At 68.3% G+C, this 23,780-nt stretch carries 26 protein-coding genes; 14 read left to right on the forward strand and 12 right to left on the reverse strand.

The genetic code is table 11. The features are described from left to right. Nucleotides 1-118 precede the first annotated feature (118 nt). Complete coding sequence (locus ACFWY9_RS01075; protein WP_378337846.1) at nucleotides 119-1,291, reverse strand: MFS transporter; 1,173 nt, start codon at nucleotides 1,289-1,291, stop codon at nucleotides 119-121. 201 nt (nucleotides 1,292-1,492) lie between these two features. Further along, a complete protein-coding gene (locus ACFWY9_RS01080; protein WP_378327527.1) occupies nucleotides 1,493-1,822 on the reverse strand; it encodes an ArsR/SmtB family transcription factor in 330 nt (109 codons plus the stop codon). Between the two features lie 102 nt (nucleotides 1,823-1,924). Here ACFWY9_RS01080 and ACFWY9_RS01085 point away from each other — a divergent pair, with 102 nt between their 5' ends. After that, entirely contained in the window at nucleotides 1,925-3,139 is a 1,215-nt protein-coding gene (locus ACFWY9_RS01085; RefSeq protein WP_378337847.1) for an MFS transporter, read from the forward strand. Nucleotides 3,140-3,148: 9 nt separating this feature from the next. On the opposite strand, the gene ACFWY9_RS01090 is transcribed toward ACFWY9_RS01085, so the two are convergent. Further along, the gene (locus tag ACFWY9_RS01090) at nucleotides 3,149-3,337 is read right to left on the reverse strand and encodes a DUF1918 domain-containing protein (protein WP_378327525.1); all 189 of its coding nucleotides are present in this window, start codon (nucleotides 3,335-3,337) and stop codon (nucleotides 3,149-3,151) included. A gap of 390 nt (nucleotides 3,338-3,727) precedes the next feature. On the opposite strand from ACFWY9_RS01090, the gene ACFWY9_RS01095 reads away from it, so the two are divergent. From ACFWY9_RS01095 to htpG, 3 genes are read left to right on the forward strand one after another with little or no spacing between them, the layout of a single operon-like run. Continuing rightward, entirely contained in the window at nucleotides 3,728-3,922 is a 195-nt protein-coding gene (locus ACFWY9_RS01095) for a TrmH family RNA methyltransferase (protein WP_378327524.1), read from the forward strand. A gap of 12 nt (nucleotides 3,923-3,934) precedes the next feature. Further along, complete coding sequence (locus ACFWY9_RS01100) at nucleotides 3,935-4,588, forward strand: spermidine synthase (protein WP_378337848.1); 654 nt, start codon at nucleotides 3,935-3,937, stop codon at nucleotides 4,586-4,588. 28 nt (nucleotides 4,589-4,616) lie between these two features. Continuing rightward, nucleotides 4,617-6,545 (forward strand): molecular chaperone HtpG, encoded by a 1,929-nt coding sequence (htpG, locus tag ACFWY9_RS01105; protein ID WP_378327522.1) that lies wholly within the window; start codon nucleotides 4,617-4,619, stop codon nucleotides 6,543-6,545. A gap of 341 nt (nucleotides 6,546-6,886) precedes the next feature. Here htpG and ACFWY9_RS01110 read toward each other — a convergent pair whose 3' ends face one another. The 3 genes from ACFWY9_RS01110 to ACFWY9_RS01120 all read right to left on the reverse strand — a co-directional run bounded on the left by ACFWY9_RS01110 (nucleotide 6,887) and on the right by ACFWY9_RS01120 (nucleotide 9,874). Continuing rightward, nucleotides 6,887-7,507, reverse strand: a complete 621-nt coding sequence (locus ACFWY9_RS01110) for a hypothetical protein (protein ID WP_378337849.1) — start codon at nucleotides 7,505-7,507, stop codon at nucleotides 6,887-6,889. 948 nt (nucleotides 7,508-8,455) lie between these two features. Next, nucleotides 8,456-9,031 carry an HhH-GPD-type base excision DNA repair protein gene (locus ACFWY9_RS01115; protein ID WP_378337850.1) on the reverse strand — a complete coding sequence of 192 codons (576 nt, stop codon included), beginning with the start codon at nucleotides 9,029-9,031 and terminating at the stop codon, nucleotides 8,456-8,458. 63 nt (nucleotides 9,032-9,094) lie between these two features. After that, nucleotides 9,095-9,874, reverse strand: coding sequence for an AraC family transcriptional regulator (locus tag ACFWY9_RS01120; RefSeq protein ID WP_378337851.1), 780 nt, complete (start codon nucleotides 9,872-9,874; stop codon nucleotides 9,095-9,097). Between the two features lie 50 nt (nucleotides 9,875-9,924). Between ACFWY9_RS01120 and ACFWY9_RS01125 the strand changes: the two genes are divergently transcribed. Then, on the forward strand, nucleotides 9,925-10,347 hold the full coding sequence (locus ACFWY9_RS01125; RefSeq protein WP_378337852.1) for a DUF2000 family protein: 423 nt from the start codon (nucleotides 9,925-9,927) through the stop codon (nucleotides 10,345-10,347). A 153-nt stretch (nucleotides 10,348-10,500) separates the two neighbouring features. Beyond that, complete coding sequence (locus tag ACFWY9_RS01130) at nucleotides 10,501-11,022, forward strand: hypothetical protein (protein ID WP_378337853.1); 522 nt, start codon at nucleotides 10,501-10,503, stop codon at nucleotides 11,020-11,022. Nucleotides 11,023-11,088: 66 nt separating this feature from the next. On the opposite strand, the gene ACFWY9_RS01135 is transcribed toward ACFWY9_RS01130, so the two are convergent. Together ACFWY9_RS01135 and ACFWY9_RS01140 are read right to left on the reverse strand one after the other, a co-directional pair. Beyond that, a complete protein-coding gene (locus ACFWY9_RS01135; protein ID WP_378337854.1) occupies nucleotides 11,089-11,712 on the reverse strand; it encodes a class I SAM-dependent methyltransferase in 624 nt (207 codons plus the stop codon). 20 nt (nucleotides 11,713-11,732) lie between these two features. Continuing rightward, nucleotides 11,733-12,095, reverse strand: a complete 363-nt coding sequence (locus tag ACFWY9_RS01140) for a DUF2203 domain-containing protein (RefSeq protein WP_378327516.1) — start codon at nucleotides 12,093-12,095, stop codon at nucleotides 11,733-11,735. Between the two features lie 291 nt (nucleotides 12,096-12,386). Between ACFWY9_RS01140 and ACFWY9_RS01145 the strand changes: the two genes are divergently transcribed. Continuing rightward, entirely contained in the window at nucleotides 12,387-13,613 is a 1,227-nt protein-coding gene (locus ACFWY9_RS01145; RefSeq protein WP_378327515.1) for an NADP-dependent isocitrate dehydrogenase, read from the forward strand. Between the two features lie 210 nt (nucleotides 13,614-13,823). Next, entirely contained in the window at nucleotides 13,824-14,129 is a 306-nt protein-coding gene (locus tag ACFWY9_RS01150) for an SH3 domain-containing protein (RefSeq protein WP_378327514.1), read from the forward strand. A 3-nt stretch (nucleotides 14,130-14,132) separates the two neighbouring features. Here the strand turns inward: ACFWY9_RS01150 and ACFWY9_RS01155 are convergent, their stop codons facing one another. Continuing rightward, complete coding sequence (locus tag ACFWY9_RS01155; RefSeq protein ID WP_378337855.1) at nucleotides 14,133-14,876, reverse strand: MBL fold metallo-hydrolase; 744 nt, start codon at nucleotides 14,874-14,876, stop codon at nucleotides 14,133-14,135. A 63-nt stretch (nucleotides 14,877-14,939) separates the two neighbouring features. Here ACFWY9_RS01155 and ACFWY9_RS01160 point away from each other — a divergent pair, with 63 nt between their 5' ends. Both ACFWY9_RS01160 and ACFWY9_RS01165 read left to right on the forward strand, forming a co-directional pair. Further along, complete coding sequence (locus ACFWY9_RS01160) at nucleotides 14,940-15,758, forward strand: exodeoxyribonuclease III (protein WP_378337856.1); 819 nt, start codon at nucleotides 14,940-14,942, stop codon at nucleotides 15,756-15,758. A 282-nt stretch (nucleotides 15,759-16,040) separates the two neighbouring features. After that, nucleotides 16,041-16,442 carry a hypothetical protein gene (locus ACFWY9_RS01165; RefSeq protein WP_378327512.1) on the forward strand — a complete coding sequence of 134 codons (402 nt, stop codon included), beginning with the start codon at nucleotides 16,041-16,043 and terminating at the stop codon, nucleotides 16,440-16,442. Between the two features lie 44 nt (nucleotides 16,443-16,486). On the opposite strand, the gene ACFWY9_RS01170 is transcribed toward ACFWY9_RS01165, so the two are convergent. Then, entirely contained in the window at nucleotides 16,487-17,230 is a 744-nt protein-coding gene (locus tag ACFWY9_RS01170; RefSeq protein WP_378327511.1) for a S1 family peptidase, read from the reverse strand. 164 nt (nucleotides 17,231-17,394) lie between these two features. On the opposite strand from ACFWY9_RS01170, the gene trpS reads away from it, so the two are divergent. Together trpS and ACFWY9_RS01180 are read left to right on the forward strand one after the other, a co-directional pair. Then, complete coding sequence (trpS, locus tag ACFWY9_RS01175; protein WP_378327510.1) at nucleotides 17,395-18,423, forward strand: tryptophan--tRNA ligase; 1,029 nt, start codon at nucleotides 17,395-17,397, stop codon at nucleotides 18,421-18,423. Between the two features lie 44 nt (nucleotides 18,424-18,467). Next, a complete protein-coding gene (locus ACFWY9_RS01180; protein WP_378327509.1) occupies nucleotides 18,468-19,490 on the forward strand; it encodes a YhjD/YihY/BrkB family envelope integrity protein in 1,023 nt (340 codons plus the stop codon). Here the strand turns inward: ACFWY9_RS01180 and ACFWY9_RS01185 are convergent. Further along, nucleotides 19,487-20,752, reverse strand: a complete 1,266-nt coding sequence (locus tag ACFWY9_RS01185; protein WP_378337857.1) for a D-alanyl-D-alanine carboxypeptidase family protein — start codon at nucleotides 20,750-20,752, stop codon at nucleotides 19,487-19,489. The genes ACFWY9_RS01180 and ACFWY9_RS01185 overlap by 4 nt on opposite strands. Nucleotides 20,753-20,795: 43 nt before the next feature. Here ACFWY9_RS01185 and ACFWY9_RS01190 point away from each other — a divergent pair, with 43 nt between their 5' ends. Continuing rightward, nucleotides 20,796-21,041: an SCO4848 family membrane protein gene (locus tag ACFWY9_RS01190; RefSeq protein WP_378327507.1), complete on the forward strand. Its 246-nt coding sequence runs from the start codon at nucleotides 20,796-20,798 to the stop codon at nucleotides 21,039-21,041. 91 nt (nucleotides 21,042-21,132) lie between these two features. Further along, nucleotides 21,133-22,539 (forward strand): S8 family serine peptidase, encoded by a 1,407-nt coding sequence (locus ACFWY9_RS01195; protein WP_378337858.1) that lies wholly within the window; start codon nucleotides 21,133-21,135, stop codon nucleotides 22,537-22,539. 75 nt (nucleotides 22,540-22,614) lie between these two features. Here ACFWY9_RS01195 and ACFWY9_RS01200 read toward each other — a convergent pair whose 3' ends face one another. Next, nucleotides 22,615-23,583, reverse strand: a complete 969-nt coding sequence (locus ACFWY9_RS01200; RefSeq protein ID WP_378327505.1) for a hypothetical protein — start codon at nucleotides 23,581-23,583, stop codon at nucleotides 22,615-22,617. Nucleotides 23,584-23,780 lie beyond the last annotated feature (197 nt).

A 23,780-nucleotide genomic window follows, 5' to 3' on the forward strand; every position in this document is an offset into this window, starting at 1 on the left:
AGCGGCGCCCGCTGTCGCGCCGATCCTCTCGTGGTCTAGCGAGCGGTGCCTGAGGCGCTCTCATCGAGTTTCTGATCCCAGCCCACGCTGCCCCCCCCCCCCTTCAGCACACGCGGGGTCAGGAGGCCATCGCGGGGGTGAGGCGGGACTCGCGGCGGTCCAGGCCGCCGGACACCGCCGCGATGGAAAGGCCGAGGACGGCGAGTAGCGCGCCGACCCAGTTCGGAGCGACCAGGCCGAGACCGCCCGCGATCACCAGGCCGCCCAGGTAGGCGCCGATCGAGTTGGCGATGTTGAACGCCGACTGCACCGCCGCCGACACCAGCGACGGCGTCCCGCCCGCCTTCTCCATGATCCGCGCCTGCATCATCGGGCCGATCATGAACCCGGCGACGCCGACGAAGAAGATCGTGATCGCCGCGCCGACCTTGCCCTGCGCGGTCACCGTGAAGATCCCGAGCACCGACGCGAGCCCGAGCAGCGCGACGTACAGGCTCGGCATCAGCGCCCGGTCCGCGAGCCGTCCACCCAGCAGGTTGCCGATCGTCATGCCGACCCCGGCCAGCGCGAGCAGCACCGTGACGTTCGACGGCGAGTAGCCCGCGACGTCGGTCAGCATCGGGGCGATGTAGGACAGGCAGGCGAACACACCGCCGAGGCCGAACATCACGATCGCCAGCGCCAGCCACACCTGCGGACGGCGGAACGCGCCGAGTTCGCTGCGCAGCGAGGGTTCCGCCGGCCTGCCCTGGTGCGGCACGAGCTTCGCGATCGCGGCGATCGCGACCAGGCCGATCACCGCGACGACACCGAACGTCGCGCGCCAGCCGACCCGCTGGCCGAGCAGGGTGCCCAGCGGCACGCCGACGACGTTGGCCAGCGTCAGGCCGAGGAACATCATCGACACGGCCTTCGCGCGCTGGCCGTTCTTGGCCAGGCTCGACGCGACCACCGCGCCCGCACCGAAGAACGCGCCGTGCGGCAGCCCGGCGAGGAAGCGGAACGCCACGCCGAACTCCTGGTTGGGCGACAACGCGAACAACGCGTTGCCCAGGGTGAACAGGCCCATCATGGCCAGCAGCATCGTCTTGCGCGGCAGCCGGACGGCGGCCGCGGTGAGCAGCGGCGCACCGACCACGACACCGAGCGCGTAGCCGGAGATCAGGTAGCCCGCGGTCGGGATGGACACCCCGAAGTCGGCGGCGGCCTGGGGCAGCACACCCATCATGACGAACTCGGTTGTCCCGATGCCGAAGGCACCGATGGCGAGCGCGAGCAGCGCGACGGGCACGGCTCTCCTTCCCTGGGTAAACGATTTCTCAGACCAGGCTTCGCCACAGTGTCCGCGGCGGCGTCTGAATCGATTTAGTCGGCTGGCAAAAAGGAAGACAGCTTCAGCGGCCCCGACGTCGCGTGCTGTCCCGCGTTCAGTTCAACCCACGAGGGGTGCCGTTGTCATCCCGGTTTCGCGTGAGCCCGCCCACGTGGCCGATCAAGGGTGGTGGGGTGCCGCCAGCACCGCGTCGAGCAGCCCGGGGAAGACGACGTCAAGATCGTTGCGCCGCAACGAGTTGTAGCGCGTCGTGCCGTCCTGGCGGCTGGCGAGGACGCCCGCCTGGCGCAGGATTCCCAGGTGGTGGGTCAGTGTGGACTTCGTCACGGGGACGTCGAACGCGCCGCACGCGACCTCGCCCTCGGTGTTCGCGACCTGCCGCACGATCGCCAGGCGGATCGGGTCGGCCAGTGCGCGGAGCAGGGCCTCGATCGTCAGCTCGGCGCGGTCGGGATGGACGATCGGCGTCAGGGGTACGGCGCTGTTCACGGTCCCATAGTACGACAGTCATCGAAATTGTCGGTGCCGCGTAGTACGGTGATCTTCGTACTACGACAGCCATCGAACTATGCTTGTTGGGGGATCCACCTCATGGCCACCGTCTCCACGGCAGCACCGCCGGCACCGCCGGTGAAGCAGGCGAGAACGTCCGTGCTCGCGCTCGGCACGTTCGCCGTCGGCACCAGCGGGTACGTCGTCGCCGGGCTGCTCCCGGCGCTGACCACGCAACTGCACATCTCCGCCACCACCGCGGCGCAACTGGTCACCGCCTTCGCCGTCGCGTACGCGATCGGCTCCCCACTGTTCGCCGCGCTCACCGGGCGCTGGGAACGGCGTGCCGTCCTGGTCGGCGCGCTCGTCGTCACCGCGGTCGGCAACGTGCTGGCCGCGCTCGCGCCGGAGTACTACACCCTGCTGGCCGCGCGGGTCGTCACCGCGATCGGGGCGGCCGTGTTCACGCCCGCGGCCAGCGCGGTCGCCGCCGAGCTCACCGCGCCCGAGCGGCGGGGCCGCGCGGTGGCGCTCGTGTTCGGCGGGCTCACCATCGCCACCATCCTCGGCGTTCCGCTGGGCAGCCTGCTGTCCCAGCAGCTCGGGTACCAGACCGTGTTCGCGCTGGTCGGGGCATTCTCGCTGGCAGGGGCGGTCGCGGTCCGGTTCGCGCTGCCGAAGGTCGCGCCACCGCCTCCGGTGCGGTTCGCGGAGCGCTTCTCCGTCGCCAGGGACACCCGGGTCATGGCGATGCTGGTGACGACCGTGCTCGCCTGTCTCGCGGCGTTCACCGTGTACACGTTCATCTCACCCGTGCTGGCCACCACGGCCGGGCTGCACGGCACGGCCGTGACGGTACTGCTGTTCTGCTACGGCATCGGCGGCGCGATCGGCAACTTCGCCGGCGGCCGCGTCACTGACCGCTGGGGCGCGCGGCGGCCGTTGCTCGCCGTGGTCGCCGGGCTCACCGTGGTGCTGGCGCTGCTGCCGCTGATCGCGAGCACGGCCGTGGGCGCGGGCATCGTGATGTTCCTGTGGGGCCTGTGCACCTGGTCGTTCAACCCGCCGGTGCAGCACCGCCTGATCGAGCTGTCGCCGGTGCACGCCGGGCTGGCGCTTTCGCTCAACGCGTCCGCGATCTACCTCGGCGTCGGCCTGTCCGGCGTCGTCGGCGGGGTGGTGCTGGACATCGGCGGGCCGATCCTGCTGCCCGAGGTCGCGGCGGTGCTGACCGCGGTGGCCGCCGTGGTCATCGTGGTGGGCTGGCGCGCCCGTACCGCCACCGCCCGGGAGGAGGTGGCGGTATCGAGCTGAGGGCGCCGGTCAGCCGGTGTGTGCCTGTACCTCGCAGTCGGGGCCGGGATACACCAGGGCTTCGTGCCCGTCGGCGAACCGGACCAGATACGGCGGTTCCCCGTTCTTGCCCCGCACCTCGAGGATCTCGCCGCGCTGTTCGGCGGATCCCACGGTGCGGCCATGGACCTGGATCTCGTCTCCTACCATCGCGTGCATTGGGCTTCACCTCCGCGTGTTCCAGGTTACCAATCCGACCGAAAGTAGGCGGATACGTTCGGTGACCGATCTGCTCGTCGGTACCCGTTTCCGCCGTGGCTGCCGTCGGATTGGTAACGAACGGCGCAGTAAAAGCGGGAAGGAGTCCGTACAGGGCCGATGGGTCGCCTGGCCGGGTGCTCACCCAGACTCGTGAGCGTTGCGGACCGTTGACGGGCGAAAACGCTCACGAGTCCTAGACCTGCGGCGCGAACCTCGGCATCCTGCTCCGCACGTGTGACGCCGTCGGCGCTTGTCCTGTGGTACCGAGGTTTGCGGGTCCCGGAGGCATTGCGCCGCGGCGCTGCGCCGTGACAGAACGTCCTGCGCCGTCCGGCCTGTGCGCGCTGGGTGCATGACCTGGCTGGCGCGGGAACGCGCGGCCGGACGATCGCGGTGCTCGGGCACGAACAGCACGGCCTCCCGCCCGAGGCGCTGGACCCGCTCGACACCGTGGTCGAGATCCCGATGGCCGGTACGGGAGCCAGCCTGAACGTCGCGGTGGCCGGGAGCCTGGTGCTGTACAAGCTCGCCGGGCTGCTGTGAGAAGGTCCGTGCGTGGCGGAAGTGGTCGATGTGGTGCGAGGCCGCGGCGGGGAGCTGGTGCTGCGGCGTGACGGGGAAGCGTTCGAGGTCATCGCGAACGGGGTGTTCCTCATGGACACCCGCAACGGCGAGTCGGAGCGGCTCCTGGTGACCGGCGCGGCGGACGCGCTGGCGCCGGGGGCGCGCATCCTGATCGGCGGTCTCGGCGTCGGGTTCTCGCTGCGGGCGGCCCTCGATCACCCGAACGTGGCCGAGGCCGTCGTCGTGGAACGTGAGCCCGCGGTGATCACGTGGAACCGCGGCGGTCCTTTGCGGACGGTGCACGAAGACGCGCTCGCCGACCCGCGGGTCACCGTCGTCGAGGCGGATCTCGTTGCCTGGCTGCGGGAAACCGGCGAAACCTTCGACGCGCTGTGCCTTGACATCGACAATGGTCCTGAATGGACAGTCACGGACGGGAACGCCGCGCTGTACGGCGAGTCCGGTGTGGACGGTCTCGCCGAGCGGCTCCGGCCCGGGGGCGTGCTCGCGGTGTGGAGCGCCGGCGCGGCGCCGTCGTTCACCGAGCGGCTGCGATCGCGGTTCGCCGACGTCCGGGTGGCCGAGGTCCCGGTACCGCGCGGCGAACCGGACGTCGTCTGGTTCGCTAAGATGTCGGGCCGGTAAGAGCGGTTATCGCTGGGAGGGGACGTAGGTGACGACGTCGGCAGAGACGCTGGAGTTCCAGTCGGAAGCGCGGCAGCTGCTGCGGCTGATGATCCACTCGATCTACTCGAACAAGGACACGTTCCTGCGGGAACTGGTCTCGAACGCCTCGGACGCGCTGGACAAGCTCCGGCTGGAGGCGTTCCAGGACAAGGACCTGCAGGCCGAGACCGATGACCTGCACATCACGCTCGAAACCGATCCGGAGCAGCGCACGCTCACCGTGCGCGACAACGGCATCGGGATGTCCCGGGACGACGTGGTGAACCTGATCGGCACGATCGCGAAGTCCGGCACCGCCGAGTTCCTCGCCAAGCTCAAGGAGGCGAAGGACGCGGCCGCCTCCGGCGACCTGATCGGCCAGTTCGGCATCGGCTTCTACTCCAGCTTCATGGTGGCCGACAAGGTCACGCTGGTGACCAGGCGGGCAGGGGCGGACGAGGGCGTCCGCTGGGAGTCGGAAGGCGAAGGCACCTACACGATCGAGCCGGTCGCCGACGCCCCGCAGGGCACCGCGGTGACGTTGCACCTGAAGCCGGTCGACGTCGAGGACCACCTCTTCGACTACACATCGGTGGCGAAGCTCCGGGAGATCGTCAAGAAGTACTCGGACTTCATCACCTGGCCGATCCGGATGACCACCGAGCCCGCCGCCGAGAGCAAGGAAGGCGAAGAGGGCGAGGAGCGCGCGGAGCCCAAGGTCGAGACGCTCAACTCGATGAAGGCGCTCTGGGCCCGCCCGTCCTCGGACGTGAGCGAGGACGAGTACCACGAGTTCTACAAGCACGTCAGTCACGACTGGCAGGACCCGCTGGAGACGATCCGGCTGCAGGCCGAGGGCACGTTCGAGTACCAGGCGCTGCTGTTCCTGCCCTCGCGCGCGCCGATGGACCTGTTCATGCGGGAGCGCAAGCGCGGTGTCCAGCTCTACGTCAAGCGCGTGTTCATCATGGACGACTGCGAAGCGCTGATGCCGGAGTACCTGCGCTTCGTCAAGGGCGTGGTCGACGCGCAGGACCTTTCGCTCAACGTCTCGCGCGAGATCCTGCAGCAGGACCGCCAGATCCAGCTGATCCGGCGTCGTCTGGTCAAGAAGATCCTCTCCACGGTCAAGACCCTGATGTCCACCGAGGCGGAAAAGTACGCGACGTTCTGGCAGGAGTTCGGCCGCGCGGTCAAGGAAGGGCTGCTCGACGACACCGAGAACCGCACGGCCATCCTCGACATCTGCTCGTTCGCCTCGACGCACGACGCCGAGAAGCCGACCACGCTGCGCGAATACGTCGAGCGGATGAAGGACGGTCAGGAGCACATCTACTACCTGACCGGCGAGTCCCGGCAGGCGATCGAGAACTCGCCGCACCTGGAAGCCTTCCGTGCCAAGGGGTTCGAGGTGCTGATCCTGACCGACCCGATCGACGAGATGTGGGTCGACGCCGTCGCCGGGTTCGAGGAGAAGCAGTTCCAGTCGGTCGCCAAGGGCCAGGTCGACCTCGACACCGACGACGAGGAGAAGACCGCCGAGCGCGAGCAGCGGCAGAAGGACTTCGCCGACCTGCTCACGTGGATGTCCTCGGCGCTGGAGGACAACGTCAAGGAGGTGCGCCTGTCCTCGCGGCTGACCACTTCGGCGGCCTGCATCGTCGGCGACAGCTACGACATGACGCCGACGCTCGAGAAGATGTACCGGGCGATGGGGCAGGAACTGCCGCCGGTCAAGCGCATCCTCGAACTCAACCCCGAGCACCCGCTGGTGAGCGGCCTGCGCACCGCGCACGAGGCGCGGCCGGAGGACGAGGGGCTCAAGGAGACCGCGGAGCTGATCTACGGAATGGCTTTGCTGGCCGAGGGCGGCGAGCTGGCCGACCCGGCGCGGTTCGTTTCGCTGCTGTCCCAGCGGCTGCAGAGCGCACTGTAGGCGATTTCCCCGCACCGCCGCCGTCCGCAGTGGACCCACCGGTTCACCGCGGCGGCGGTGCGCGGAAGAGGTGCCAGTGCGGCCTAGGGCAGTACGCGGCTGTCCTGCGGGGCTGGCATCTCCCTCGGTTTACGTGAGCATGTAAATCATGACTGCAGTGCTCGTTGCCCGTGCTTAGGACGCCTCGGCGGACATCGTCGTGCCGCTCGGCCGCTACGACCCGGTTTGGCCGGTGGGCACGTTTGCCCCGTGCTCGATCCGGACAAAGAGGATGGCGTGAACGGCCGAGCAGACTCGGTGTCTTCGCTTGCGGCTGCGGCGACTCGTCTGGGGCATGTAGTTCAGCGCACATCGTACGGGTAGTCCACGAGAGGTGAGCCTCCGTTTCCAAGAATCAGAAATCCATGATCGTGCAAACCCTCGGCGTCAAATGTGCATTGGTACGACTTGTTGCGTCCGAGTACGGTTGGCATTCGGTCAGACACCATCATGCCGCCGCGACCGGAACGTTGCTCCCCCGTGTCAGGGTCGGCGCTGCTCATCACGCCGCATGCGAACATTGAGGCTTGCTCGTTAGTCTCTTGATCGTTTCCTGTGCTGATGCTCATTGCGACGCGAACGGTCTGTGAGCCGTCGTAGGCTGGCTTGCCTCGGGTGATCTTGTTGACGACGATCTTGGTCGCGCCGGGACCGTCGTTGGTTTGACTGTTGGGCATTATCGTTAAATTTTCGCCTACCTGCTTGAGTATGTGACCTGTCAATGCATTGGTTTTGTAATTCGGCGTAGCTGAAGTTGTCGGGGCAGGGGTCTTTGATGGAGCTGCTTGTGCTGTCGGAGGCGGCGACGGACCGGCGACAGCCTGATTGGTGCCCCGTGAGGTGCCACCGGAGTTCGAGCAAGCACTGAGTACGACGACGACAGCCAGCGTAAAGGTGACGGCGGCAGCGGCGGGGGTCTTCATGAGGCGTTCCAGTTCCGAAAGAGTGCATAACGTATCGGTCGTCAGGTAATCGGAGCTATTTGCGCGGCGTTACAGGTGGGTCCGTTGCCTGCGGCGTAGCCTGGAGTATGCAAGGTAACAATTGCATAGCGAAATGATTCAGGTGTTGCGGCCTGCTGTCTCTGCTGCGATGTCGGTGGCATGGATGGCTTGCCCGTTACCCCGGGTGCAGGTGGGGTGCTGCGTCCGGTTGAACATCCGGACATGTCCGATGCCCTGACGCATTTTTGTGATCGTGCACGGCCGACCTCTGCGGCTGCGGTGCCGGAGGAGATTCGACTCATGAGCGCCCCGGAGCGACTGGCGTCGATCCTCTGGGAGGAGAAGTTGCGGGTTCATGTCACATGGTCGGGCGGGGTCCCGGTCGTTTGCCTGACTGAAGCTACAAGTTCGGGACTTCAGTTTCTGATCAGAAGACGCTCGTATCGACCTTGGGGCTTGGTCTTCCAGCGGCAAAGCGTGTTCAAAGCTGGGGGAGCCCCTGTTTGGTACGCCCGACCAGAGGAGTATCTCGTACTACGGGAACTTGACGACCAGATCCGGTCGTGGGCTGTTCGGCTCGAGCCGGGTAGGTCTGATTGGTTGGAGGAGCGTGAATGGCGAATTCCTCGCCGTGCGGGATGTGCGGGGATCCGGCTGGCCGAGTTGCGGCTTGTAGCGCTCTTGGTTGGTGATCCGAATTGGTTTCCCGTTCGCCGCCATGGTGACGTCTACGGAGCGACGGGTGACAGTGAAGTGGACTGCGGCCCTGTGACGCCCAGGAGCATGATCGGTGTCCCACGTTGGTGGTGGAACGGGCAGGAATTGCAGATCCTGCCGGCTCTTGGTTAACGTCTTGCGGATCTTTGCTCAGATGCTATCCAGCTGTGTGTGGATACGGCCGCTCGCGTCCGCACACAGCTGGTGGTGTTACTTCGCGGCTGCGGCGGCCTTGGCGGCCTTCTTGAACGCGCGGACCTCGGCGAGCGACTCGGGGCTGGTGACGTCGGCGATGGAGCGGTGCGAACCCTCGTCGCCGTACGCCCCGGCGGCCTCGCGCCAGCCCTCGGGCTGGACACCGCGCTGCTTGCCCAGCAACGCGAGGAAGATCCGGGCCTTCTGGTCGCCGTAGCCGGGAAGGGCCTTGAGCCGCTTGAGGACTTCCTTGCCGTCCGGCTTGCCCTGCTTCCAGATCCGGTCGGTCTTGCCGTCGTAGTTCTCGACGATGTGCTGGGCGAGCGCGTGCACCCGGCGGCCCATCGAACCGCCGTAGCGGTGGATCGCCGGGGGCGTCACGCAGAGCTCCACGAACTCCTCGATGTCGGACTCGGCGATCCTGCGGACGTCGAACCCGTCCATGCGGTCGGCGATCTTCTTCGGGCCGATGAACGCGACCTCCATGGCGATCTGCTGGTCGAGCAGCATCCCGGTCAGCAGGGCGAACGGGTCCTTCGACAGCAGGGCGTCGGCTTCCTTGTCGCCGGTCAGGTGCAGTGCGCGTGCCATGCGCACAGCATCTCACGAGCCGCACCGGGACGCTTTCGCTCGTCTGCGGTGCCGCTGCGAGTGTCAGCCTGCCGCGAAACGCGCAGGGGTCGTACCGAGATAGCGCTTGAAATGCCGGGTCAGATGGGCCTGATCGGCGAATCCGGCGCGGACCGCGGCTTCCGCGGCCGGCGTCCCCGCGAGCAGGAGGCGGCGGGCCCGGTCGACGCGGCGGCCGGTCAGGTAGCGGTGCGGCGGCAGGCCGAACCGCCTGCCGAAGGCGCGGACCAGGTGTGCCGGGTGCGCGCCGAGGGCGTCGGCGGCTTCGCGCAGGGTCAGCGCGTCGGGCAGGTGCGCGTCGAGCAGGTCGCGGAGGTCGTCGGCGACGCCCCTGGCGGGCGGGGCGCCGGTGAGCGGGCGGTCGAGGTGGTCGCGCAGGCGGTCGGCGACCAGGACCAGCCTGCTTTCGGCTTCGAGAGTGCCGGCCGGGTGTGCCAGCGTCTCGTGCAGCTGGTGGACGCGGGTCCGCAGCAGCGGATCGGCCATGCTCGGGTGGTCTACGGCCGCGCCGATCAGGTCCTCGCCCAGGATCGACGTGTCCAGGTAGAGCACGCGCTTGCGGAAGCCGTGGCTGGTGGCGGCCCTGCCGTCGTGCGCGACGTTCGGCGGCAGCAGCGTCACCGACGCGCCGAGCGCGCCGTGGTGGTGGCGGTCCAGGTCGTAGCGGATCGCGCCGTCGTCGACGATCAGCAGCGTCCACGTGTCGTGGGTGTGCACCGGATAGGCGTGCTCGACGAAGCGCGCGTGGAAGACCTCGGCGATGCCCGGCACCGGCGGCCGCCAGGCGGAGATCCGTGGCCTCATGTGAAAAACGTACAAGACGCCGAGGTCGCGCTGCGGCGAGTCTTGCGGGTATGTCCGAACCGATTCGCTTTCCCACGAAGATCGCCGTGCTCCTGCGGGAGGACCTGGCGTCCTGGCAACGGCTCAACGTCACCGCGTTCCTGGTCAGCGGCATCGCGCACGCGACGCCCGAGATCATCGGCGAGCCCTACGAGGACGCGGACGGCACCGGCTACCTGCCGATGTTCGGCCAGCCCGTCATGGTCTTCGCCGGGTCCGCCGACGTGCTCGCCGCCGCGCACGGCCGTGCCCTCGGCCGCGGCCTGCGGATCTCGATCTTCACCGACGAGCTGTTCCACACCGGTAACGACCGCGACAACCGCGCCGCCGTCCGCGCGGTGCCGGGCGAGAAGCTCGCGCTCGCCGGGCTGGCGGTGCACGGTCCGAAGAACGCCGTCGACAAGATCCTCAAGGGCGCCACGTTGCATCGGTGACCGGACTGTGCCGCTGACCGACCGTGCCGTTGACCGACTGTGCCGTTGACTGAAAGTCGTTGCGCCGAAAGGGTGTTGAGGCTACCTGGCGGGGACGGCGTGCTGCCAGGATCGGATCAGGGGCCGCCATTGTGGCGGCGAGGAGGGGATCCGATGAACATCGTGCTGCGCCGTGCCCTGCTCACGTTCGCGGCGGTCGCCGCCGCGAACACGCTCGCGATCCCGGCGGCGTCGGCCGATCCGTCGACGAGCCTGTCGTTCACCGCCGAGGACGGTGCCTGGCCGGTACACGGCCGCAGTGCCCAGTGGACTTCGCCCGCCCAGGAGATCAACGTCTGGGAGAACGCCGGAGTGGTCAAGGTGGACGCCGAGGCGGACGGCGGCTTCGACTACATCCGGATCGAGCTGAGCGACGCCGGGGGCGCGGTGCTGCGGCCGGGGACCTACCCGGGCGCGAGATTCCGCGGCCAGCGTGACGCGCCGCTCGCGACTCCGGGAATTTTCCTGGTGTCCAACGGTTTCGGCTGCGGCAAGGAAGACGACGCGGACTTCACCGTCGCCCGGATCGAGCGCGACGCCACGGGCAAGCTCACGGCGTTCGACGCCGACGTCGATCAGCGCTGCGGTGGGCCGGACAAGCCTGCCTTCCGTGCCACGATCCGTTTCCAGGCCTGAGACCCGGCCACACCATCCATAAAGGATTGACGCGGGGGTCCGGTTCGGACAGTGAGACGAGCCGGATCAGCGTGGCGCGCGGGCGTGCACGACGAAGGCGGAGCGCGGACGTTCGTCCTCGGTGTCCAGCCTGCGCGCGACGACGTCGATGAAGCCGGCCCCGGTGGCCAGTGCGGCGGCTTCCTCGGCCGTGTCCGGGATCGGCAGATCGGCCGGGACGAACGCGGCGAACTTCCCCGACGGGGAAAACCGTGCCGCCAGCGGAAGGCTGAAGGCCGCGACGCCGCCGGGCCGCAGCACACGCAGCCAGTCGCGCAGTGCCGTCGCGCCGAGGAAATGCAGTGCGGACGCGCAGAGCACGGCGTCCGCGCTGCCGTCTTCGGCGGGCATCGGCACCGCGGAGCCGACCTGCCAGGTGATCCGGCGGTCCGGGTCCAGCGTCGCCGCCTTGGCCTCGGCCTGCGCGATCATGCCGGGGGAGATGTCCACCGCGAGCACCCTGCCAGGGGACAGCCGCAGAGCCGCGAACGCCGCGTGGCCGGTGCCCGCCGCGACGTCGAGCAGCAGCCCGGGCGCCGGTTCCTCGGCGAGGCCGTCGACAAGCGCGTCCGCGATGGTCGCGTGGAAGGTGTTCTCGTCGTAGGTCCCGGCCAGTTCGTCGTGCAGCTGGGCCATGGTGGGGTCGCTCACCAGCCCACCTTAGCCGCGTTTCACGGCAGCGGGCGGCGTCCCGCGAAACCCAGATCCGTGCGGTGGTACCAGGCCAGTTCCCGGTCGCCTTCGAGCCAGCACAACAGGACGTCCACACCGTCCATCTCGGACGGGAAGTCCACGAGCAGCGGCGCGAATCCCTTGAGCTCGGCGCCGGTGGCCTGCACGGCGGTCATCAGCTCGTCGAGCCGGGCCTGCGCGGCCTTCCATTCGGGCAGGCCACCGAGGTCGGTGTCGCGCCCGCCGACCCGGAGCGCGGCGGCGAGTTCGGCGGCGTCGGCCCGTACGCGCACCAGTTCGTCGAGCACGGGTCTCAGCCGGGCGAGTTCGGCGCGCGCCTCCGACACGGTGAACAATCCCATGCGTCGATGGTCCCACCGCACCCGGCGGCGGAACGAGCCCGGTCCGTTACGAAATCCGGGTAGCGCAGCAGGTCGGGCGGTCATCCGACAGGAAAGGCCGCGCGTACCGTGACGGCTGACGTGAGCCGGTGGGCGGGCCACGCCGCCCGGTGAGCCTGGCCACAATCCGCTGTTGGAGACTTGATGCCGACCACTACTGGAACCATCCAGCTCCGTTAAGCAGTACGCTTGTACCGCTACCGGCGAGACGAAGAAGTAACGCGAAGATCCGCGGAAGGAGCACCGCTGCTCATGGCCAAGATCAAGGTCCAGGGCACCGTCGTCGAACTCGACGGCGATGAGATGACCCGCATTATCTGGCAGTTCATCAAGGACAAGCTGATCCACCCGTACCTGGACGTCAACCTGGACTACTACGACCTGGGCATCGAGGAGCGGGACCGCACCGACGACCAGATCACCGTCGACGCCGCGAACGCCATCAAGCAGCACGGCGTCGGCGTCAAGTGCGCCACCATCACCCCCGACGAGGCGCGTGTCGAGGAGTTCGGCCTGAAGAAGATGTGGGTCTCGCCGAACGGCACGATCCGCAACATCCTCGGCGGCGTGATCTTCCGCGAGCCGATCGTCATCCGGAACATCCCGCGGCTGGTGCCGGGCTGGACGAAGCCGATCATCATCGGCCGTCACGCGCACGGCGACCAGTACAAGGCGACCAACTTCAAGGTCCCCGGCCCCGGTACCGCGACGATCACCTACACCCCGGAAGACGGCTCCGCGCCGATGGAGTTCGAGGTCGCGAAGTTCCCCGAGGGCGGCGGCGTCCTGATGGGGATGTACAACTACCGCAAGTCCATCGAGGACTTCGCGCGCGCCTCGCTGCAGTACGGCCTGGACCGCGAGTACCCGGTGTACCTCTCCACCAAGAACACGATCCTCAAGGCCTACGACGGCATGTTCAAGGACGTGTTCCAGGAGATCTTCGACACCGAGTTCAAGGCGGCCTTCGACGCCAAGGGCATCACCTACGAGCACCGGCTGATCGACGACATGGTCGCCGCCTCGCTCAAGTGGGAGGGCGGCTACGTCTGGGCGTGCAAGAACTACGACGGTGACGTCCAGTCCGACACGGTCGCGCAGGGCTTCGGCTCGCTCGGCCTGATGACGTCGGTGCTGCGCACGCCGGACGGCAAGACCGTCGAGGCCGAGGCCGCGCACGGCACGGTCACCCGGCACTACCGCCAGCACCAGCAGGGCAAGCCGACCTCGACCAACCCGATCGCGTCGATCTACGCCTGGACCCGGGGCCTGGAGCACCGCGGCAAGCTGGACTCGAACGCCGAGCTGGTCGGTTTCGCGAACACGCTGGAGCAGGTCGTCATCGAGACCGTCGAGAGCGGCAAGATGACCAAGGACCTCGCCCTGCTCGTGGGCAAGGACCAGGCCTGGCAGACCACCGAGGAGTTCCTCGGCACGCTGGACGAGAACCTGGCCAAGAAGATCGCCTCACAGGGCTGATCCACCGGCTCCGTCAAAAGCCCCCTTTCACGGCCGAAATGCCCGGAAAGGGGGCTTTTCGGCGCTTCTCGGCCGTTACCGGGTGGTCACCTGCCGTCACCGCCGGGTGACACGGTTGGCGCCTCCGGGTGGTTGGCAAGGCGGAGGCTGTCCGGCCCGCCAAGGTTTGCCTACCCTGGTCGTGGCTGGTTCCCGTACTGAGGAGCTGACGTGATCCTGGGCCTGGCGAAGAAGACGTGGATCATCATCGGCGTGGTCGCCGCGGTGATCATCATCTACGCGCTGAACAAGCAGTCCGCCGACGCGACTTCGGCGACCGGGTGCAAGGTCGGTGTCACCGCGGACGTCCTCAACGTCCGCGAAGCTCCCGACGGCAACGCGAAGATCGTGGGCAAGTACGTCAAGGACGCGAAGGTCGACGTGCTCCCCGGCGCGCAGAACGGGTTCCGCAAGATCTCGGACACCAAGTGGGTTTCCGCCGAGTTCACCAAGCCCGAAGAGGGCGCGAAGTGCTGACGGTCAGAGCCTGACGACCAGACCCTCGTCGGCGATGAGTACTTCGCCGTCGTATTCGGCTTTCGCCTGCTCCAGCGACAACGCGCGATCGGAGCCCGGCCAGAAATGCGTCAGCAACAGCCTGCGCGACCCGGCCGCCGCCGCGTGGCGCCCCGCCTCGGCCGCGGTCATCACGCGCCGCGGACCGTCCACCGGCGCGCTCTGCAGCGTCGCGTCACAGATCAGCAGGTCGGCGTCGCGCGCTAGTTCGGTGACGAGCGGCGACGGCCCGCTGTCGCCCGTGTAGGCCACGGTGAGGCCGGGCGCGCTCAGCCGGATCCCGTGGCTCGGCACGTGATGCGGCAACAAGGACGACGTCAGCCGGAACGGGCCCAGGTCGCGGGGCGCGCCGAGTTCGTGTACCGCGAAGATCGAGGCCGGATGCGGGCGCGGCTCCAGTGCTTCCAACCGGCGCAGCGTGCCGGGAGTGCAGTGGAGCGGCAGCCGGTTTTCGTCCTGCTCGCCCTGGACCGTGTAGTGCCACGCGCGGCCGAGCGCGCTGACGTCGGCACAGTGGTCGGGGTGTTCGTGGGTCACCACGACGGCGTCGACGTCGGCGGCGGCACAGTGCGTGAACAGGCGGCTCGCGGCGCCGTAGCCGAGGTCGAGAACGACGCGGAAACCGTTGCAGGACAAGAGGAACCCCGCGCACGCGCGGCCGGGCTCCGGCCACGCGCCGCAGCTGCCCAGCACAGTCAGCTCGCTCATGGCGCCGCAGTCTTCCAGAGTCCGCCGCGGGCCCGCGCGGAATTGTCGGGCCCGCGAGGTAGCGTGCCCGGCGTGCTCATCGTCTCCACCGTGAACGTCAACGGCCTGCGGGCCGCCGTGAAAAAGGGCTTCGTCGAGTGGCTCGCCGCGACGAAGGCCGATGTCGTCGCGTGCCAGGAGGTGCGTGCCGAGCGGGATCAGCTGCCTACGTCGGTCGTCGAGCCCGAAGGCTGGCACGCCGTGCACGCGCCGTCGGAAGTCAAGGGCCGCAACGGTGTCGCGGTGTACAGCCGCGTCGAGCCCGAGGAGGTGCGGGTCGGCTTCGGCGAGCCCGAGTTCGAGAACAGCGGCCGCTACCTCGAGGCGCATCTGCCGAAGGTCGTGGTGGCGAGCCTGTATCTGCCCAGCGGGGACGTCGGCACCGAGCGGCAGGCGGAGAAGGAACGCTTCATGGCGGCGTTCCTGCCCTATCTCGCGGAGTTGCGCGCCAAGGCGGAGGCGTCGGGGCGGGAAGTGGTCGTGGTGGGGGACTGGAACATCGCCTACGACACCGTGGACCTGAAGAACTGGCGCGGAAATCGGAAGAACTCCGGTTTCCTCCCGGAGGAGCGGGCCTGGCTCGGGCAGGTGTACGAGCAGGCGGGCTACGTCGACGTGCAGCGTGTGCTGGACCCCGAAGGGCCCGGCCCGTACACGTGGTGGTCCTACCGCGGGCAGGCCTTCGACAACGACTCGGGCTGGCGCATCGACTGCCAGCTCGCCACCCCCGGGCTGGCCGGGAAGGTCGTCTCGGTGGAGGTCGAGCGGGCGGCGTCCTATGACCAGCGCTGGTCCGATCACGCTCCGGTGACCGCGGCCTACGACATCGAGTTCCCCGGCTGATCGGGCGGCTTTTCGTGTGGACGGCACTGGGGGCGGCGGCGAGGGCGCGCGAACCCTTTCGTGGTCACGGTCCGTGCTGGGCGTGAGTTCGCTACCACTGTGAGTAGCGCAGAGTGGGGGTGGGCGTCGTAGCTCCCCGTGTGGGCGCTAGTCTCTGGCCCCGAGTTGATCAGGACCAGCAGGTCTTGACACGCTCGGTAGTTTTTTGACCAGTAGCACGTCGGGTCTCACTCGTACGGGTGAGGACTCGCTCAGAACCGTTACTACGTGGGAGGCACCCCGGTGCGCAACCCAGGTCATCCCCTGACGCGATCCGTCCTGCGCGGGACACGGGTCACGGCCATGCTCGTCGCCGTGCCGGCGGCGCTGCTCCTGGCCGGGGGCGGCGCGGCACTGGCCGACGTCCCCGACTCGCGGGTCGAGACCAGCGCGGTGTCGTTCGGGCTGCTGGGCCCGGTCGGGATGGTGGCCGTCGCGCTGGGCATCGTCGGGATGGCCCTCGGGGTCCTGCGTCAGCGTCGCAAGACCCGCGCCGCAGCGGCGGCGGCCGCGCGGGCGGAGAACGCCGCCGACGTCACGGCCATGGCCGAGGCCGTCCTCGCCGAGGCGGACCTGGCCGAGGCCGAGCTGGCCCAGGCGGACAAGCCGACCCGGCCCGCTCTCACGCCCTACCGCCAGCCCTGAGCCGAGCGCGCTCAGCGGGCTGAACGCGCTCGGCGGGGGAGCGCTTACCGGGTGTTCGAGGCGATCCAGCTGGCGAAGTACGGGACGTCCACGTAGATGGACGGACCGGTCGCGCAGGTGGGGTTGTTGTTGCCGGCCCGGCTCGTGGCGCCGATCAGCTGCCACACGCCGTTGACCTTCTTGACCTGCGGGCCGCCCGAGTCGCCGTAACAGGCGCCCTTGTTCCCGCCGGGGTTGTTCGTACAGATCTCACTGGCTCCGTTGATCCCGGAACAGCGGCTGTCCGACACGATCGACGTGTCCAGCTGCTGCAGGTTCACCGGTGCGCCGCAGCCGCCCCGGCTCGGGCAGGTCTGGCCCCAGCCGATGATGCGGGTGGCCGTGCCGTCCGGACCGGACGACGCCGCGATCGCGATCGGGGCCTGGCTGACCGACGTCGCGAGCTTCAGCAGCGCGATGTCCGCGCTCGGGTGGGCGATCCGCGAGGACACCCTGGCCACCGCGCCACCGCTCGTCCGGTTGGTGGTGCCGACGCGGACCTGGGCGGGCTGCCCGCAGTGCTTCGCGGTGACGACCCAGTTCGCCTTGATCAGGGAGCCGCCGCAGGAGTGACCGCCGCTGCTCGACTGCAGCGACGCCATGAACGAGTAGACCTCGGTGGCGTTGGTGCCACCCACGATGTTCGGCTGCACACCCGTGGGTTCCGTCGATGCCGCGGCCACGCCGGGCAGGGACAGGGCTGCCGCGACGGCCACGGCCATGCCCGCGAGCAGAGATCGTGCCTTCATCGGGTTCTCCTTCGTGTCGACCGGTAGTCCGGTGATCACGAAGGGTAGAAACGCCAGGTACGTGCGCAGAACCGTCGGAAGTATGGGGTATTTCACGGATTCGTCCGAATGGTCGCACCGGACCTCGCGGTTCGCGGTACCGGAGCGCCTGGAAGAATCCTGGCGTGTCCGAAGAACAGACCGCGCCCGCCGCTCGTCCCCGCGTCCTCTCCGGGATCCAGCCGACCGCCGACTCGTTCCACCTCGGCAACTACCTCGGCGCGCTGCGTCAGTGGGTGCGGATGCAGGACACGCACGAGACCTTCTACATGGTCGTCGATCTGCACGCGATCACCGTCGAACAGGATCCGAAGGTGCTGCGGCAGCGCACCCGGATCGCGGCCGCGCAGCTGCTCGCGATCGGCATCGACCCGCGGCGCAGCGCGTTGTTCGTGCAGAGCCAGGTGCCCGAGCACGCCCAGCTCTCCTGGGTGATGGAGTGCCAGACCGGGTTCGGCGAGGCCAGCCGGATGACGCAGTTCAAGGACAAGTCCGCCAAGCAGGGCGCCGACCGTGCCAGTGTCGGGCTGTTCACCTATCCGGTGCTGCAGGCCGCGGACATCCTGCTGTACCAGGCCGACGCGGTGCCGGTCGGCGAGGACCAGCGCCAGCACCTCGAGCTGACGCGCAACCTCGCGCAGCGCTTCAACAACCGGCTGGGCAAGACGTTCACCGTGCCGGAGCCGTACATCCTCTCCGAGACCGCGAAGATCTACGACCTGCAGGACCCGACGGCCAAGATGAGCAAGTCCGCGGCGACGACGAACGGGCTCATCGAGCTGCTGGAGGATCCGAAGCGCTCGGCCAAGAAGATCCGTTCCGCGGTCACCGACACCGGCCGCGAGATCGTCTTCGACACCGAGAACAAGGCCGGGGTTTCGAACCTGCTCACGATCTACTCGGCCTTGACCGAGCGCAAGATCGCCGAGCTGGAAACGGCGTACGAGGGCAAGGGATACGGCGACCTGAAGAAGGACCTCGCCGAGGTGCTCGTCGAGTGGGTAACCCCGCTGCAGGCCGCAGTCAAGTCCTATGTGGACGATGTCGCGGAGCTGGACAGGATCCTCGCCGCCGGTGCCGAGCGCGCCCGTTCGGTGGCGTCGGAAACGCTCGCGCGGGTGTACGAGCGGATCGGCTTCCTTCCCCCGGCCTGAGTGCTCGCATTGCGGGCGGCACCGGGGGTGGTTAGCGTTTCCCGGTGGCGAACGCACGCGAAACCAGCCCCGGTAAGGAAAAACTGATCCCCCGGCTGCGGCGGAAATATCCCTGGCTCGATCACCTGTTCCGTGCGAACGACGCGTTCGGGGAACGGTACGGAAACCACTACGCGGCGGCGATCACGTATTTCAGCGTGCTCGCGGTGTTCCCGCTGCTGCTGGTCGCCTTCGCCGTCGTCGGCAAGGTGGTGAACCACGATCCGGTGATCATCGGGCAGATCAAGGACGGCATCAAGAAGTCCGTGCCCGAGGGATTGCAGGACCTGGTCATGGGGATCGTCAAGGGCGCGCTGGATTCCGGTGGCGGGATCGGGATCTTCGGGCTGTTGCTCGCGCTGTATTCCGGGATCGGCTGGATGTCGAACCTGCGGGACGCGCTCACCGCGCAGTGGGGGCTGGAGAAGAAGTCGCTGCCGCTCGTCTCCACCACACTCAAGGATCTGCTGGCCTTGATCGGACTCGGCCTGGCGCTCGTCGTGTCGTTCGCGTTGACAGCCGCCGGTAGTGGGGTGGGGCGTCTTCTCCTGCGTCTGGTGGGGCTGGAGCACGAGGGCTGGGCGGTGTTCCTGCTGACAGCCGCGACCATCGTGCTCGGCATCGCGGCCAACACGCTGGTGTTCCTGTGGGTGATCGCCCGGCTTCCCCGGGAACACGCGACCTTCCGCAGCGCGGTCAAGGGCGCGATCTTCGCCGCCGTCGGATTCGTGATCCTGCAACAGGTCGCGACGATCTACCTGAACTCCGTGCTGAAATCGCCCGCGGCGGCGCTGCTCGGCCCGGTGATCGGCCTGCTCGTGTTCGCGAACCTCGTCTCGCGGTTCCTGTTGTTCGTCACCGCGTGGACCGCGACGGCGCGGGAGAACCAGCGCAAGGTCGTCCAGCCGCCCCCGCCGGTGGTGCTGGAACAGCGTGTCGTCGTCGAGCCGGGCCCGGGGCTGGGCGCGGTCGCCGGGGCGTTCGGCGTCGGCGCGATCCTCGGCTGGCTGGGGCGCCGCCGCTCCTAGCGGTCCTGCTCGGCCTGAGCTTTCTTGCGCTGATAGCCGACGGCGAAGCCACCGGCGATGATCAGGAACACCAGCACGGTGATGACCCAGCCGGTGGTGCCGAAGGCGTCCTCCGCCGCGGCGCCACCGCCGGCGGCGGCGTTGGCGACATTGGTGCCGCCCGCCTTACCCGACTTCTCCTCCGTCGTGGCCGCCGCCGGGGCCTGATAGTCGATCTTCCCGACCGGATCGGCCTTGACCTTTTCCAGCGCGAAGCCGTAGTCCAGCAGCTTGCTCGCCTGGCTGACGACGGGAGTCGGCTGCTGTTCGGCACGCACCAGCACGATGGCGACCCGCTTGCCGTCGCGCTGGGCGGCGCCGACGTAGGTGTGCCGCGCGTCGTCGGTGAAGCCCGTTTTGCCGCCGAGGAATCCGGGATAAACACCGAGCAGCTTGTTGTCGTTGAGGATCGGAATGGCCGGTTTGCCGTTCGAACCGGGCAGTTCGTACTGCTTGGTGGCAACGGCTTTCGCGAACTCCGGCTGCTTCATCGCGTAGTGGAAGATCAGGCTCAGGTCGTAGGCCGAGGTCGACATGCCGGGGCCGTCGAGCCCGGACGGCGTCGCCGCGCGGGTGTCCGTCGCGCCGATGCGGGCGGCGAGCCCGTTCATTTTGGCGAGCGTCGCGTCGACGCCGCCGAGCGCGGTGGCGAGTGCGTGCGCGACGTCGTTGCCCGAGTGCATCAGCAGCCCGTGCAGCAGCTGGTCCACTGTGTACTGTTCGCCCGCTTCGATGCCGACACAAGTGCATTCCTGCTCGGCGTCCTCCTTGGTCACCGTGATCGGCTGCTCGGGTTTCAGCTCGGTGACGGCGACGAGTGCCAGCAGCGTTTTGATCAGGGAGGCGGGGCGTTCGCGCACGTGCGGGTCCTTCGCGGCGAGCACGTTGCCGGTGTCGAGGTCCTGCAGGACCCACGACGCGGCGGTGACCCCGTCCGGCGGATTCAGCACGTCCGCCGGGACCACCGTCCCGCATTCACCCATCCGGGCGCCGCCGACCGGCTGCGCCGGGACCGGCAGCGGCGAGGGCGAGGCCTGGCCGGGCGCCGGTTTCTCGGAGGTGTCCACCGGCGCGGGCGGGGCCGCGTTCTTGGCGCAGGCCTCGGCGGGTTTCGGGACCGCGGGCCGTGGCGCGGCGGACGCGGCGGCCGGTATCGCGAGGGCGATGGTGGCGGCGAGCGTCGTGGCGAGGACCTTGAGCGACCGGCGTGATGCGCTGTGCACCCACGCAGGCTAGCGCCGACGGGCCGGTTGCATACTCAGGGGCATGCGCATTTCGCGAGGTACCTCGGTTTTCCTGCTCGCTTTCGGGGTGTGGTCCTGGATTATCTGGATCACCTTCGCCAAGAACCTGTGGGAGAGCGACCGGGCGTGGGCGGCGGACGGATCGCCCACCGGGTACTTCGTCGTGCACGCGGTGCTGACGGTCGTGTCGTTCCTGCTGGGCACCGTCATCGGCGTGCTCGGCTGGCGGGGTGTCCGCGCGCACGCGCGGGAACGGTCCGGCGCCTGAGGCATTCGCACTATGCGGTGACCGTCCTTTGGTCGGTGGCGGGCAGGCGCGGTGGACCCTAACGTTCACGCCACTGACTTGTGGAGGTGGAATGTCCCGTTTACGACGATGGTTCGTCCCCGCGCTGGGTCTCGCGGTGACCGCCGGGGTGCTGGCAGCGCCCGCCGCGTCGGCCGCGCCCGCACCTTCGTGTGACACGTCGAGCGCGCCGTACACGTATGTCGTGCTGTACAAGCCTGGGCAGCCCGTGGGACAGGTCGACTCGGAGCTCAAGGCGAAGTGCGGCGCGAAGGTCGCGTATTACCCCGAGATCGGCGTCGCGGTGGCGAGCTCGCGCAACGCGGACTTCGCGCAGCGGATAGGCGTGAACCGGGCCTACTCCGGCGGAAAGGACGTCGCGGGTGCCGCGGCGTCGCGCGCGTTGGTCGGCGCGGTGGGCAGGCTGGAGGAGACCACCAGCACGCCCGCGGGTGAAGGCGATCTTTCCGCGGAACAGTGGGACATGCGGGCGATCAAGGCGCCCGAAGCGAACAAGGTCAACCCGGGCAGCCGGTCGGTGACCGTCGGCGTGCTGGACTCGGGCATCGACGCGAAACACCCGGCGCTCGCCGCGGCGGTGGACCCGAAGGCGTCCGCGGGCTGTGTCACGGGCGCGGCGGACCCGGCCCCGGCGTCGTGGGCGCCGACCAACTCCGACCACGGGACGCACGTGGCGGGGACCATCGCGGGCAAGGACACCGCGCGCGGGTTCACCGGCATCGCGCCCGGCGTCCGGCTGGCTTCGGTGAAGGTGGTCAGCGACGGCGGGTACATCTTCCCGGAGTCGGCGGTGTGCGGGTTCATGTGGGCCGCGCAGCACAAGTTCGCGGTGACGAACAACAGCTACTACATCGACCCCGGCATGTTCTACTGCGCGAAGGAGCCCGGCGACGCGGCGGCGTTCGAAGCGGTGCGGCGCGCGGTGTCGTTCGCGACCGGGCACGGGGTGCTTTCGGTGGCGGCCGCGGGCAACGCGGGCTTCGACATCCCGAAACAGACCACCGACCCGAACCGGCCGCACAAGGTCGACGGCTCGTGCGCGATCCTGCCGGGCGGCCTCGACGGCGTCGTGACCGTGTCTTCGGTGGGCTACGCCGGGACGAAGGCGTCGTACAGCAACTTCGGCAGGCACGCGGTCGAGGTGACCGCTCCCGGCGGTGACGGCGCCCAGCTGCCGCCACCCGGCCAGGGTGCCGGCTGCCCGCTCTCGACCACCGTGTTCGGCGGTCCCTACGGCACCAAGTGCGGCACGTCGATGGCGTCCCCGCACGCGGCCGGTGTCGCGGCCCTGCTGGCCTCTACGCATCAGGGTGCGCCGCCTGCCGTGCTGACCCGGCTCCTGGAGGCGGGCTCGGACGCCGTCCCCTGTGGCTCCGACGCCCCGACCTGCGCGGGCCCGGACCGTGACAACTCCTACTACGGCCACGGCCGCGTCAACGCCCTCCACGCCGTCAAGTAGTTCCTGTCCGTTTCCAAGGTCCGTGAATGCCACATTGAGGGATTCTGAATCCCTCAATGTGGCATTCACGGACAACTAGGCGGCCTTGCGGGTAGCCACGACGGCCGGGCGTGGGCGGGCGGCAGCGGCCCGGTATGCGGCTTTGAGTTCGGCGAGCACGGCTGCGGGGTCGCTCTGCAAGCGAGATGGCAATGTTTGCACGACAGTGATGCCAGCGGCCGCATAGCGAGTATTGCGTTTCAGTGTTCGTGCGTATCCGTGGTGGTAGAAGTGGAAGTCGACCGAGTCGATTTCCCAGGCCATGGCGATGTCGTCCCACCATGCGTCCGGGCAACCGATGTAGTTGCCAAGGGAGTCGTAAACGTCGGCGTTCCAGTGGCTGGGCGGTACGGGTAGCTGTCGTGCGAGCGTTTTCGCCCTGGCCTCGGCGACCGATCGAAGATCTGCCCATTCGGCTAGCAGCCGACGGGGGATGGCGGTTCCTCTGGTGGTGCCTTCGTCTAGTTCCCTGCTAATGGCTTGAGGCGAACAGCGTCCCCGTTGTATCGCTTCGATCAGGAGAAGGCCGATCGGCTCAACCGCCCGGATTCGGCGGACGGCATCGGTCACAGCTCGTACTGGTGGTGCCAGAGGGATGGCCTCTCGGATCCAGGGTTCCGGCCGCCGCCAGGTTCGTTCGATGATGACGAACTCTGAGCTCAGAATCTTGTGCGTGTGTGGGACGAGCACATGCAAGCTGCCGCCGTTGTGCAGGTCGGGCACGCGAAGGCCGTACCGGAGGCACGCTTCCAGTCCCGTGATCATGCCGTGAGGTCCCGCGTAGAGTAGCGCCGCGATTGCTCGCTCTCGCTGGGTGGGCTGGCTGCTGTGGAGCAAGATGATGCCTGGCAGCAGTCGCTGCCATGGGCCACCGGGCAGGCATCTGTTGTAGATGACCTTGCTGCTCATGTCGAGCGATTCCAAGCTCGTGGCTTTGATGACGCCTTCCCGGCTCCGCTCCTTGAGCAGTTCGGGATGCTCAGCCCATCTCCCCCGCTTCTTCATACAGCCATGCTGTGCCGTCGGCGGAATCGCCGCCAGCCCTTTGTGCAAGCTGTGGATAACTCGCCCTTTTGTCGAGCCCTGTGGATAACTGCGAAGGTCCGTGAATGCCACATTGAGGGACTCAGAGTCCCTCAATGTGGGCGGTGGCGTTTACACAAATCCCAGCCCCCCGGACAAAGAAACAACGGGGGTTTCGG

The organism is Amycolatopsis sp. NPDC059027, assembly GCF_042739735.1.
GTDB lineage: Bacteria > Actinomycetota > Actinomycetes > Mycobacteriales > Pseudonocardiaceae > Amycolatopsis.

Coding starts and splice junctions, on each gene's coding strand:
- ACFWY9_RS01110 (WP_378337849.1), bottom strand. CDS start 7,507: ATGAAGACCCCCGCCGCTGCCGCCGTCACCTTTACGCTGGCTGTCGTC.
- ACFWY9_RS01195 (WP_378337858.1), top strand. CDS start 21,133: ATGTCCCGTTTACGACGATGGTTCGTCCCCGCGCTGGGTCTCGCGGTG.
- ACFWY9_RS01170 (WP_378327511.1), bottom strand. CDS start 17,230: ATGAAGGCACGATCTCTGCTCGCGGGCATGGCCGTGGCCGTCGCGGCA.
- ACFWY9_RS01115 (WP_378337850.1), bottom strand. CDS start 9,031: ATGGCACGCGCACTGCACCTGACCGGCGACAAGGAAGCCGACGCCCTG.
- ACFWY9_RS01140 (WP_378327516.1), bottom strand. CDS start 12,095: ATGGGATTGTTCACCGTGTCGGAGGCGCGCGCCGAACTCGCCCGGCTG.
- ACFWY9_RS01125 (WP_378337852.1), top strand. CDS start 9,925: ATGTCCGAACCGATTCGCTTTCCCACGAAGATCGCCGTGCTCCTGCGG.
- ACFWY9_RS01085 (WP_378337847.1), top strand. CDS start 1,925: ATGGCCACCGTCTCCACGGCAGCACCGCCGGCACCGCCGGTGAAGCAG.
- ACFWY9_RS01090 (WP_378327525.1), bottom strand. CDS start 3,337: ATGCACGCGATGGTAGGAGACGAGATCCAGGTCCATGGCCGCACCGTG.
- ACFWY9_RS01190 (WP_378327507.1), top strand. CDS start 20,796: ATGCGCATTTCGCGAGGTACCTCGGTTTTCCTGCTCGCTTTCGGGGTG.
- ACFWY9_RS01145 (WP_378327515.1), top strand. CDS start 12,387: ATGGCCAAGATCAAGGTCCAGGGCACCGTCGTCGAACTCGACGGCGAT.
- ACFWY9_RS01155 (WP_378337855.1), bottom strand. CDS start 14,876: ATGAGCGAGCTGACTGTGCTGGGCAGCTGCGGCGCGTGGCCGGAGCCC.
- ACFWY9_RS01130 (WP_378337853.1), top strand. CDS start 10,501: ATGAACATCGTGCTGCGCCGTGCCCTGCTCACGTTCGCGGCGGTCGCC.
- ACFWY9_RS01120 (WP_378337851.1), bottom strand. CDS start 9,874: ATGAGGCCACGGATCTCCGCCTGGCGGCCGCCGGTGCCGGGCATCGCC.
- ACFWY9_RS01200 (WP_378327505.1), bottom strand. CDS start 23,583: ATGAAGAAGCGGGGGAGATGGGCTGAGCATCCCGAACTGCTCAAGGAG.